Origin of the sequence: Cytobacillus gottheilii, assembly GCF_001636345.1 — a bacterium.
Classification (GTDB): domain Bacteria; phylum Bacillota; class Bacilli; order Bacillales; family Cytobacillaceae; genus Cytobacillus; species Cytobacillus gottheilii.
Window position 1 is genome coordinate 3,594,601 of sequence record NZ_KV440945.1, and the last position, 12,304, is coordinate 3,606,904.

A 12,304-nucleotide genomic window follows, 5' to 3' on the forward strand; every position below is an offset into this window, starting at 1 on the left:
TGCTGCCCCTTTTGTTACATAAGAAAAGCCGCCTGAATTGGCAGCTGATCTTGAACATAAGCATCTGTTTGTTTAAGTGAAGTTTATTACAAACTTCTTTTTTTACTACAGCTATAAAGTTTTGAAAGTAATAAATATCATGATTATGGTACTATTTTCGTTTAGAGGACACTCTTATATAATAACCATCAGGATCAATGACTCTAAAATCAAGCATCCCCCAAGTTTGTAGTTTTAAATCAGATTCAATTGAATTAGGATTTTTTTGTTTTATATTTTTATATATCTCTTCAACTTGATCTGTTATAATGATAAATTCTACACCACCACCCATTTTAGCAAAGTTATGCTTTTTAAAATAATGATTGTCATCTAAAACCTCAATTGAAGTTAAAAGAAGAAAAGATTCGTTGCTAATAAAACTTACACTTTTTTCTCCCTGTTGTGATAATTCAAGCTTTAAAAGGTTTTGATAGAAAAAAATTGATTTCTCAATATCGTTTACAAAGAACTCAATTCTAAATGCCATATTAATACCTCATATTATTTATAGATTGGTCAAATTCTTTTCAAACTTCTAAATTCAATATATTCTATTAAAATCCTTTTTTCCTTAGCTAACCTGCCCCGTTTAGTCCATTAGAAAAAAGCCGCCTAAATTGGCAGCTGTTCTTGAACATATCACTCTAAATGGTAAAAGCAAAACGGATTTTTTCTATTTACCTATGTAGAGTTCTTCCCATTCTTCTATAGATACCTTATCAATATTTCTTAAATGTTCAGGTATTTCAATGTAACACATTAATTCTAAACTGTTTCCATCAGGATCTTCAAAATATACAGAAGCATTTCCTTGATATGGTCTTACAAAAGGTTCTACTGATGTTCTACCTCCGAAAGGAACAGCTGAAATACCTTTACTTTTTAACCATCCTAACGAACTTTTCATATCCTCATAAGAAATAGTAAAGGCTAAATGCCTTAAAGAAGGGTGGTATAGGGTTTTAACTTCTTTCCCTTCCCATAACCCTACCCAACTTTCCCCTTCAACTATCCAGAAGAATGCGGTATCTGAACTACGCCAGGCAAGCTTTAATTCTAAATTATAATAAAACTCTATTGATTTATCTAAATCTTTTACAGGTAAATGGGCTTCATAAATCCCTTTAATCATTTATATAACCTCCCTCTATAAATGTTGATTTATCAACGGTTTGACCCGTTGGTGGGGTGTCAAAAAAATATTTTTCGACACGTCTTCTAACAAAATTTTAATAATATGTGAAACTATTCCAACGTATGGGTACGCTACGCGGTCACTACTGGATAATGATGGTAAGTAGTGCTAGGAAAATATGTGATGCACAATGGATCTCTGCGTAGCTTATGATGACGTACCCTCCCATGTCTCTGGGCATCTAAGTGCCTACATTCCTTCGTTCGGTCTAGTCATAAGGCAGAGGCTAGCGAAGCTCCTTTAGGGACTCGAGGTCGAATGGAAAAAATAATGCCAGCTTCTCCGTGTCATCCTGTTGTCTAGGTCTGTTAAGGGGATGTAGAACTTTACATAGCCTCTGCGAGACTAGGAATATCCTTCATCATTCGCTGTGCGTCAAATGCTTTGTGCTTGGTACTGATCCCATGTAACACTTTTAATAGTTTTCCGCATAGAACCACGATGGATTGCTTCTTACGTAACGGATTAACCTTACGGTTTGTGTAATACTCATGTAGCTTTCGAAAGGCTTCATTATGGCGAATCATTGGCATCATCACTCGGAAAAGGAGGGCGCGTAGCTTTCTTCTGCCCCGTTTGGAGATGCGTTTTTGTCCTTTGTGCTGACCGGAGGAATTTTCACGTAATGTTAATCCCGCGAGTTTAATGATTTGGCGTGGATCTTCATAGTGTGAAAAGCTACCGATTTCAGCTAACAAATCGACAATTGTGGTATCACCAAGTCCTTGAACCGTTGAGAGCCATTCGTACTCTACAGATGTTTGAACGAGCTCAACTAAGTGCTGTGTAATACTTTCAATTTCTTGTTCCAATTGGTTGTAACGACGAACGAGTGTGGCGATTTCAATACGGGCCATTTCACGTCCCTCTGTTACTCCGATGGAATTAGCAGCGACTTCAATAAGGCGAATTGCTTTCGGTCGTTGGGGAGATTTGAGCCCATCAACCTGGCGGTAAAGTGCTAATACTTCATCGGGATGTTTCTGGTGAAGATCACTAGGAAATGGGGTACACTCTAGTACTGCCATTGCCATCTTTCCGAATGACGGAAAGACCTGGGTGAACTCAGGAAAATAGCGATCTAACCAGCGAATCATCATGTTTTTAACAGCTCCAAGTTCCTCTGTCAACTTACTTTTAAACGTTGACCCAACACGAAGTTCTGCCTCCACGTCTTTCAAGATTCGCGGATAACTAAAGCGTCCATCTTTAACAAGACGAGCGATCACTAAAGCATCTTTGCGGTCATGTTTGGTTGGTAAATTGTCATCCAACTCCTTTGACCGTTTGACGTGCATAGGGTTGGTCATAGCCAGGGGAATCCCCCGATCCTCGAGGAAATAGGCTAAATTAAGCCAGTAATGGCCTGTAGGTTCAATCCCGACAATGACTTCCGTTTTTTCGTATTCTTTCATTGCAGCCAAAATACGTTGATAAAAACTCAAGAAACCATCACTAGATTGTAATACCGAGAAAGATTTTTGTAGTACCCGTCCACGATCATCTACAAAGCAAGCAAAATGTTTTCGCTTGGCAATGTCGATTCCGACTACGAGTGTTTTTTCGGTGACTTGATTTATTTTCTGATTTTGTTTAAAATCCATTTTGGAGTCCTCCTTGGTTACCTAAGTTAGGGGTCATTTCGCCACACGATTTGACACCCCGAATCATACCAAGAGGGCTCTTTTTTGTTCAAGTCCCCGAAAATCCTTCTAACAGGAATGCTCCTTACATTTAATTTTAAATAGTCACCAAATTATTACCTCCATGTATAGATTGAAATCCCCTACAACTTTAGCTGTAGAATTAATGGGACCTTATATTCTCTATTCAACAAACCTCCCTCAATAAACAAACACTTATCTCTTAATTACGCAGTTTTTCACCGTATTGCTATCTATCTTGTTTTACTTTACAGATTTGATTAGAGAGAAAAGTACACAATCAAGCTGTTTACGAAGAAAATGAGCGCAAGAAACTAGCCAACCTTCGGTTAATTTCTAAAAGTTGGATAAATAGCTATGTACGCACCAATGGATGTCCACATTTCTTATGGGGGTCTACCCTCCCAAGTCTCACAGAGTCTACGCTCCTACATTCCTTCGTTCAACCTTTCCATAAGGTGGATGTCGGTCATGCTGCCCCACAGGATCTAAGTCCTTACGTTAGTTGCGTTGCCAACTAATCCCATGCTGATTTTGTCTGTTCATCTTTTCAAATCTATTGGTTAAATCGTTAGTTTAATAGTGATTAAGCTGCTATTGGTTCTTGGATAAATGCATGCATATGGGGTATATCCTTCAACATCTTCTCCTCTTGAAACACAAACTCTTTCTTACCAATAGAGAATAGTATACGGATGAGCTTATTACACAAAGCAATTAAAGACTGCATCTTTTTCAACGGATTGTCAGGTCTCGTTGTGTAGTAATGATGGAGGGCTTTAAAGGCTTTGTTCTTGGCTACTAGAATCATAGATGAACGGAATAACAATGCTCGTAATTTCTTTCGACCACGTTTGGTTATTCTGGTTCTCCCTTTATGCTTACCTGATGTATTTTCTTTTAAGCTAAGTCCAGCCAGTTTAGTTATCTGGCGAGGATGATTGTATTCACTCAAATCGCCTACTTCAGCGAAGAAACCCGCCACTGTATCGCGGCCAATTCCTGTTATTTCTAACATTTGATCAACGCCTGGAATATCTTGAAGTAGTGTATCCAGAGTTTGGTCAAGCTCTTCGAACTTGTTTTGAATGAGTTCATACTTTTGGATTAACGTTCTTAACTCCATTTTAGCCATCATGGCACCCTGGCGGATGCCAATCGAGCGATTGGCTGCTTCTTTTAAGGCACGAATCTTCTTAATCCCTATACTGCGTTTCACTGCTTGCCTAAGGTATTCTAGTAATTCTTCTTCTGTATATCTCACCAGTTCTTCCGGTAATGCTTCAAGCTTTAATAAATGAAGAGCTGCCTTCCCTTCCCAACTTTTAAAGACGGTAAAGAACTCTGGAAAATACCGATCAATCCAGTTGTGTATCTGTCCTTGCACTATTTGTAAGTCTACATTTAATAGATCACGCAATTTCTTAGCCACACGCAGTTCTGCGAAAACCCCTTGTGGTATCGTTGGTTCGGAGTATCTACCATCTTTGACTAGTTGTGCAATGACTTTTGCGTCTTTCACATCATTCTTAGTTGGAGAATTATCGTCTAGTTCCTTACTGTGCTTGACGTGTAAGGGGTTGACCGTGACGAACTTAATCTGTTCATCCTTTAGAATATGAGCTAAATTAAGCCAATAATGGCCTGTTGGCTCCATTCCAGTAATGACAGACTCCATTTGGTATGAATCTTTTATTTGATTAATCCAATTAATAAATGTTCGAATTCCTTCTTGAGTATTATCAAAAAAGCAAGTAGAACCTAGCTCTATTCCACGATAATCCTGTGCTCTAGCTACATGATGATGTTTGGCAATATCAATACCAATGATTAAGGTTTTTGGTGTAATTTGAGCTATTTTATGATTTTGGTTATAATTCATTTTGAGACCTCCGAATAGATATTTTGTCCCTTTTAGCTAGCCGGCTTAGGACACATTTATCTTATCAAGAGGTCTTTTTTCTATCAAATCTCATTTTCACTTATTACAGGAATGCTGCCTCTTTAGTGCATTAAAAGATAGAAAGGCATTCATTCGTTCATCTTGAATCAATGCCCCCATTTGTTTAAGTACAATGATTTACATATTCTTATCAATATAGTCAAGTACCTTTTTATCAACGGAGTCAATGAAACCTATTTCTTCATTTAAGTCCCAAAGTTTTATTTCTGATGTTTCTATGTTTTCTTTAAAAGGAAGTAGATTTTCAATTGTCGTGAAGTAAACTGGGTTATATTTAATGTGTCCGTCTGATATTTTTCGCACTTTTATTAAACCTATAAAGACTAGTTTAGTTACATATTGACCTGTTTCCTCATTCAGTTCTCTTATGGCACATTCCTTTGGTGTTTCATTACTTTCTCTACCACCCGCAGGTAGTTCCCATTGTTTACGTAAGGTGTTATATCCTAGGAGATATTTTCCATCGCATTTCAATACTGCAAAAGAACCTGCTAAGGGAGTATATTGGCATATACTTGTCTCCTTTACATTAATAAAGTCGAGAAATTCAAATCCATTATTTTTTAACAATTAGTTCGAGTCCTCCTTTTATATTCTCAAATGATTCCACAATATTCACGTGAATTCCTTCTTCAAGTAAACTGCCCCTATAGCACCATAAGAAAAAGGCTTCCCCTTTTATCTAAGGAAAGCACCCATTACTTTAAGTACATCTTTTCACAAATGTATTGGTTATAGCTTTAATATGCAAAATATTTCAGTGAGTATCTTTCGCATGCAAAATCGATATTCCTTAAATAATCGTGTCATAAGGTCTGTTATTTTATGTTAGCATTTCAAAAGCTACCTGTTCATTTGCTAGGAATATATCTTCAAGATGTCCAACATATTGAGAATTTTCTGTACGACCAATGATAATTTCTCCTTCCCCCGAAAGATTAATTATAAATAATCTATGGTGTAAAATATTAAAATGACCCCTACTATACACATAACCCAGGATAATACTGAATTGGAACTTTTTGATATTTTATTCCGGATCTTAACTAAGATATGGTTTATCGACTTTCCAAATAATCTATATCCTAAAAATATAAGCAGGGCTGGAAAAATCATTATAATATTATAAGTTGCTATAATTGGAATCCATTGATAAAAAGGAATATCAATTGAAGTTAATAAACCAATTGCGGCATAATACGGTAAAGCTGTGCCTGCCTCAATGATAAAAGTGATAAAACCAATGATTATAATTGATAAGGTGCTTTGAGACTTAGGCTTAGGAATATTACTTTTTTTATTTGCGGGTACAAGAAAACTAGAAATAAATAAAATCATCCCTATAATGAAGATTACCCAGCTAAAGATTTTGTTTTGAAAGATATTTGTAAATGCCTCTATAATATAATTCAAGCCAAACATCATCAGGATACCTAGTGAAAAATACAAAAGTGCAACCGTAAATAGATATGCTAATAGCCTTGTTGTTAAGTTTTTATTATCTGTTAAAACCAGATATAGCGTAACTCCAATTATTGTAGGGCTTAATGTATCTAAAAGTGCTAAACCACCCATATAAATTAATATATCTATCTCCATTTCCCCCTCCACATGAGCATTTGTGTTCAAAACTATGATTTATTATCGAGATAATACTTATAAGCCATTTCCATAAAGTTAAGGGCTTCATGGTCAATTGGATATAGATTATAATCTTTTGATTCCTTTGGTGACATTCTAATGCCCCAAAGTTTGTCTAAAAAAACTTCTTCGTTTTTAAAATCTTCACCTTTTTTTACATCCATTCTCTTTATGATATTTTGTATTCTTGAATTTCTAAACCCAAGGTGCATATATTTTTTTATTTGCCCTACTAAAGCAATCCACTCCAAGGAGTCAGGATCGCTACTAGCCATATTGGGAAGTTTTTTTAATACTTCCTTGTTTTTGACATTTAATTCATCTCGATAATAATTTAATATTTTTTTAGAGTCCCTAGAGTCCCTAGTATATAGATTCATGATTTTTTTAATCTTAAATTCTTCCCCATCAATCGCTATACCGTTTATTAGTTCCCTTAAACTCATTTCTATCTTTGAGAGTCGATCCTTTTCATGCAAAACGTGAGATAGTTGTTTCATTAAACCGTTGGACCAATCCCATTCCTCAGACTCTAACATAATTTTGATCTCACCTAATTTAAAGCCTATAATTTTTAGGAATTGTATTTGCTGAAGTTTCTTCAACTCAGTGCTGGTGTATAATCGATGGCCTCCTTCAGTTTTTGATACAGGTTTTAGAAGTCCTATCTTGTCATAATATCTCAAGGTTCTAACTGATACACCGCTTAGCTTTTTAAATTCGTTAATATGAAACAAGCTAATATCCTACCTTCTTATTCATTAGTATTATTAAAAAACATGATTTTAAATAGGTAACCAATTCCTAAGCCAATAAGTACTCCTGGAAAAGCATTATCAAAAAATAAACCTATTCCTGCTCCAATAATAACGCAAGCATAAATAATAATATCGTCTTTCTTCAAATTAGGATTCTCCTTTTCAATAAATTGTAAAGTAAAAGTATTAATAACAGTATAAAAGATGACGTAAGGTCACTTTCAACTAATTTAAACATCTCATTGAAAAAAATTGAAACTGACCCTGCGTCATTTAATATAATCAGGTTTAAGGAGGGAGAAAAATGATCAAACCAACAACCATAAGTTTATTTTTAGTACTAATTATGCTTGCAGGCTGTTCAACAGGAGAGGAAGAAGTAATCGTAAATAAAGAATCCGTAGAAGATATTGAGGAGATCAAGATAAATTTTGCAAGTACAGATGTAAAAATTTCGCCGGGTGAATCAGATCAACTAGAAACACATTTAAATGTTTACGATGACGGAACCGGTGCAATATTAGATAAGTCTTCAAAACGGTTATCAATTGATTTAGATAAGGATATTACACGCCTGTTTAACCTTAAAAACCAAACATCTTTAGAGGTAAAGGTACCACAGCAATTTAAAGGGAAAATAATTATGGATGGATCTTCCGGTAATGTTTCTGGTAAGGAATTGATTCAAAATGATATTGAAGTACGAACAAGCAGTGGTAATATTAAACTTTATTTTGTAGAATTAAATAACGATGTAAAATTAACAACCACAAGTGGTAAGGTATCAGTAAATTTTAAAGAACAACAGCCTAATTTAGAGTTAAATATAAATACAAACAGTGGTAGACAATCAATTGACTTAACTTTAAACGGCAAAACACAAACGAATAAAAAGTTACAAGGTTTCTCCGGAAATGGTGAGAATAAGATGGAAATTACAACGAAGTCAGGAAGTACAAATGTGAATTAATGATTTACGGTATTTTCTAATACTTTTTATTTATCGGGCTTGTCAACTAAAGTGTGTAAGTTATTCTAAGTACTTTAACACACGATCTTTAAGGTGATCATGAAGGAGTAGTTGATTCATCACCATAGCCCAGTGTTGAATATGGCCGCCATTCCATTTGTTTTCTAACTCTTTAATCCGCAAATATAATACTTTTAACAGAGCGTTCTCATGGGGAATGCTCCTTTTTTCGTGACTTTTCGAAAGCTTGAGTGAATGCTTTCAACGGCATTGGTTGTGTACATGATTTTACGAATGTTACTTCCATAATCGTATAATTGTTCTACATGTTGAAAATTTCGTTTCCATACATCTACTGCACCAGGGTACGCGGACCACTGATTTTTAAAGGATTCAAACGCACTGTGACAAGCCTTAAGGCTTGGAGCTCCATATACTTTCTTTAAGGAAGCAGTAAAAGGCTTATAGTCTTTGCTTGGGATATACTTGATGGAATTTCGAACCAAATGAACGATGCATCGCTGAACGGTGACATCAGGAAAAATTGCACATGCTCCTTCTTCCAGACCACTAACGCCATCCATCGAAATAAAGAAAATATCTTCTACACCACGTGATTTGATTTCATCAAAAATTTACAACCAATTATGCTAACTTTCTGTTTCATTTAACCATAAACCCATAATCTCTTTCTTGCCTTCTATGGTATAACCTAATTTCATACACGATACGAATTGTTGTATAGAAGCAAACTACAAATACAAATGGGTAATAGTTACTGAAAGGACGATTTTGCCATTCGGCTAATTCAGGAAGAACAGTGTCTTTTATATCAGAAATCATTTCATGAGACACGGTGAAGCATAGATTTCCTCATTATTGGAAGAAATATCTCGTTGAGTCATTCCTCCGGCATACTTACAAATCACCTTATCCTCGATTGCTGAAACGTCTCTTTTACGCACAGCTGCGTTACAAAAGAGCCATCTCAATCACGCGGTACAGAAATTTCAACATCTCCAGCAGTTGTTTTTACGGACTTTCTCCCTATTGCTTGCTTTCTTATCTCTTTTGTCATTTGCTTCATAGCCCAAATGATGGTTCATTTCACCTTTTAACATAGACTCAAACATAGGATATATCTTTTAATGCTTTTTGCATATCCTTTACAGAGTTGGGTTGATACTGTTCAATAATCTTGTTCGCTAATTCTACGGAGTTCGGATCAGTGGACTTTCACCACCTAGATAGTCGCCATGCCTGGCGCACATAAGAAAGCCGCCTGATTCGGCAGCTGATCTTGAACATAAGTACCCTTCGTATTATAAGGTCAGCCAGAGAAACCTGGTTGACTATTTTTTATTCAATTTATAGATTGATAGTAGCCGGGGTAGAACGGAAGCACCCGTGGGACTTGATCCCGACAACTAAACTGTTCGCCCTCTACTTGTTAACACATGATTAGGCTGGTTGGGACATGATGATCCCGTATAACAAGCGAAGATATGAATGACAAGCTAGATAGAGGTTACCGGTCAATCCACTACACTAGGAGGAGATAATTTATGAATCCAGTTGTTGGTCTGGATGTAGCTAAAGGTGAAAGTCAGGTTCAAATGTTCTTGGATAAAAAAATACCCTATAAAAACAGTGTGAAAGTTGAACATACGGTGGATGGTTTAAAAGAGTTATACTCTTATTTACTAGATTTAGAGCATCAAACAGGGATGAAACCACCAGTTGTCTTGGAATCAACGGGTCACTATCATGCCCCAGTTGTACAGTTTTTAGAAGCAAGAGAGTACATTGTCATTATCGTAAATCCATTGGTATCTTACCGAGCAAAAAGTTCTAGTTTAAGAAAAACCAAAACAGATGCCATTGATGCTTATCACTTAGGCGAACTGTATTACAAAGAGGATTTAGAGCCGCAGAAAAAGCGTGGTGTTCAGTTATTAAACCTTCGGTATCTGACAAGACAACATGAAAATATGACGGGAATTATGGTTCAAACAAAGCTTCAATTTCAATCTGTGTTAGATCAAGTATTTCCAGAGTATAAAGGCGTTTTTGGCGATCTGTATGCCGAGGTTTCATTAAGAACTTTACAAACTTTCCCTACCTCGGAGACTGTCTTAAAAGCTTGTGTGGAGGAAATTGCACAATTTATTGATAGGCATTGTAAAGCACGATCGTTTAATTGGGCGCTTGAAAAAGCAGAGGGATTAATCGCAGCCGCAGAACGCAACCCATATCAGTCAACGCTTTATCAAAGCCTTCTTGTCAGTCTGAATATGTATATTGATTTACTTCAAGTGTACCACCAACAGCTTTCTACGTTGGAGCGTGAGATTGATCAGTTAGCAGTACAACTCGAAGAATATGAACTACTCCAAACAATTCCCGGTGTAGGTGAAAAAATCGCTGCAACGATTATTTCTGAAATTGGGGAAATTGATCGGTTTAGTCATCCCAAAAAGTTAGTTGCCTTTGCAGGACTTGATCCTAGTGTATTTGAATCAGGTCGCTTTAAAGGCACGAAGAATCATATTACTAAACGAGGCTCTGCAAGGCTTCGCCACATGCTTTTCACAGCAGTTCGGTGTTCCATTCGAGATAGTCGTAAAAAGAAAACAACTGAAGAAACCATTGCACGAAATAAGCGATTACGTGCCTTCTACGATTTAAAACGTGAAGAAGGTAAGCCTTATAAGGTAGCCATTATTGCATGTGCTAATAAGCTTTTACACTGGTTTTATGCGATGTTAAAAACGAAAACTCCATTCCAAGAAACTATTTAGTAACAGCATTTTCCTATACAACTAAAACCTTCCAAAATGAATCAGGAGGGTTATTTGAGTTGTGCATTTTTAGTATAGCATTTAGTGATTATAAATTTAAAATATATATATTGACAAACTATTAGCTGGTTTAGTTTAAGTGATAAAATTCACAATATTAATTACTTATGTAAGTTATGAAAATAATTAATACAGAGATGATAAAAAAGGAGACTTCCAATTTCCTGGAATCTCCTTCTTCTATCTCTGATTCCTTTTTATAACATGAAATTATGTTGGGATTACCGGAACCCAAAGTTCGTTTCTCGGTTTATGTTTTGGTGGGTAATAGCATTCGATACAAGGAATATCAGCAAGTTCATATCCAGAAGTTGGAACCCACTCTGTGTATAATCGCTTCCAAGCATTTGTTATGCCTGGAAAAACAGCCCAAGTGCGGTGGGTAATAATTAGCGTTTCCATATCACTCGGTACCTCTCCGTCATATCTGACACCCATAAAGTATGTAAATTCTTCGTCCATAATGGCAGCTTCTTTTCCGCAAACGCCTAAAAGACTTTCAAGAGAGCATTTTGGTTCCTCCCAGGACATATCAATCAATTGTTGCATAAATCCATCTTTTTTAGCACTGCTCCAAAGCGTGGGTATTTTTTTAAAGGCTCTACTTGTTTTGACTACCTCACCTTTTCCTATAACTTTTAAATCAAAATCAAGATTTTCAATCCGGTACTCCATTTCAGTATCCCCTTTTATTGAAATTTGGAAGGTGATTCTTGGAAAGGCTTTTAACTGCACCCCTTGATTACGGGCTTCAGAAGGTTTAATTCCATGTGTCTTTTGAAAAGCACGAGAAATAGAATCAGCCGACTCATAGCCATACTTAATGGCTACGTCTATAATTCGGATGTCACTTTTTTGAATATCAAATGCAGCAAGGGTTAAGCGTCTCCGTCTAATATATTCAGATAGAGATAGTCCCGAAATTGATGAAAACATTCTTGGAAAGTGATACTCGGAACTGTGAGCTATTTGTGCAATTTTCTTATAATTTATTTCGTCCTCAAGATTTTTTTCAATGTAATCCAAAGCACTATTCATTCTATCTATCCAATCCATTATCCCTCTCCTTCTACTTTTTAAATTTACTGGAAAAGGTATTTAATTATCCGACATTTCATGCACAAATATGTCGGGTTATTTCAATACCAATGAATTAATTCTATTTCTTTCAAGAAACTCCTTCTTCCACAAACCTCCCTCAATAAACAAA

General features: G+C 36.0%; 11 protein-coding genes and 1 pseudogene. 2 read left to right on the forward strand and 10 right to left on the reverse strand.

The window, feature by feature from the left end:
* Positions 1-151: 151 nt before the first annotated feature.
* The 8 genes from A6754_RS17355 to A6754_RS23050 all read right to left on the reverse strand — a co-directional run bounded on the left by A6754_RS17355 (position 152) and on the right by A6754_RS23050 (position 7,409).
* The gene (locus A6754_RS17355; protein ID WP_066448707.1) at positions 152-529 is read right to left on the reverse strand and encodes a VOC family protein; all 378 of its coding nucleotides are present in this window, start codon (positions 527-529) and stop codon (positions 152-154) included.
* A 186-nt stretch (positions 530-715) separates the two neighbouring features.
* Positions 716-1,174 (reverse strand): VOC family protein, encoded by a 459-nt coding sequence (locus A6754_RS17360; protein ID WP_066448710.1) that lies wholly within the window; start codon positions 1,172-1,174, stop codon positions 716-718.
* Between the two features lie 389 nt (positions 1,175-1,563).
* Positions 1,564-2,841: an IS110 family RNA-guided transposase gene (locus A6754_RS17365; protein ID WP_066442640.1), complete on the reverse strand. Its 1,278-nt coding sequence runs from the start codon at positions 2,839-2,841 to the stop codon at positions 1,564-1,566.
* 646 nt (positions 2,842-3,487) lie between these two features.
* Positions 3,488-4,783: an IS110 family RNA-guided transposase gene (locus A6754_RS17370; protein WP_066448713.1), complete on the reverse strand. Its 1,296-nt coding sequence runs from the start codon at positions 4,781-4,783 to the stop codon at positions 3,488-3,490.
* A gap of 198 nt (positions 4,784-4,981) precedes the next feature.
* The gene (locus A6754_RS17375; protein WP_066448719.1) at positions 4,982-5,434 is read right to left on the reverse strand and encodes an NUDIX hydrolase; all 453 of its coding nucleotides are present in this window, start codon (positions 5,432-5,434) and stop codon (positions 4,982-4,984) included.
* A 372-nt stretch (positions 5,435-5,806) separates the two neighbouring features.
* Positions 5,807-6,463: a GAP family protein gene (locus tag A6754_RS17380; protein ID WP_066448722.1), complete on the reverse strand. Its 657-nt coding sequence runs from the start codon at positions 6,461-6,463 to the stop codon at positions 5,807-5,809.
* 32 nt (positions 6,464-6,495) lie between these two features.
* The gene (locus A6754_RS17385) at positions 6,496-7,242 is read right to left on the reverse strand and encodes a MerR family transcriptional regulator (protein WP_066448727.1); all 747 of its coding nucleotides are present in this window, start codon (positions 7,240-7,242) and stop codon (positions 6,496-6,498) included.
* A gap of 17 nt (positions 7,243-7,259) precedes the next feature.
* On the reverse strand, positions 7,260-7,409 hold the full coding sequence (locus A6754_RS23050) for a hypothetical protein (protein WP_180320243.1): 150 nt from the start codon (positions 7,407-7,409) through the stop codon (positions 7,260-7,262).
* A 158-nt stretch (positions 7,410-7,567) separates the two neighbouring features.
* Here A6754_RS23050 and A6754_RS17390 point away from each other — a divergent pair, with 158 nt between their 5' ends.
* The gene (locus A6754_RS17390; protein WP_066448730.1) at positions 7,568-8,233 is read left to right on the forward strand and encodes a DUF4097 family beta strand repeat-containing protein; all 666 of its coding nucleotides are present in this window, start codon (positions 7,568-7,570) and stop codon (positions 8,231-8,233) included.
* A 60-nt stretch (positions 8,234-8,293) separates the two neighbouring features.
* On the opposite strand, the pseudogene A6754_RS22495 reads toward A6754_RS17390, so the two are convergent.
* Positions 8,294-9,430 (reverse strand): annotated as a pseudogene (locus A6754_RS22495) (IS256 family transposase).
* 368 nt (positions 9,431-9,798) lie between these two features.
* Here A6754_RS22495 and A6754_RS17400 point away from each other — a divergent pair.
* A complete protein-coding gene (locus A6754_RS17400) occupies positions 9,799-11,034 on the forward strand; it encodes an IS110 family RNA-guided transposase (protein WP_066448733.1) in 1,236 nt (411 codons plus the stop codon).
* A gap of 270 nt (positions 11,035-11,304) precedes the next feature.
* Here A6754_RS17400 and A6754_RS17405 read toward each other — a convergent pair whose 3' ends face one another.
* Positions 11,305-12,150 (reverse strand): AraC family transcriptional regulator, encoded by an 846-nt coding sequence (locus A6754_RS17405; protein ID WP_066448735.1) that lies wholly within the window; start codon positions 12,148-12,150, stop codon positions 11,305-11,307.
* Positions 12,151-12,304 lie beyond the last annotated feature (154 nt).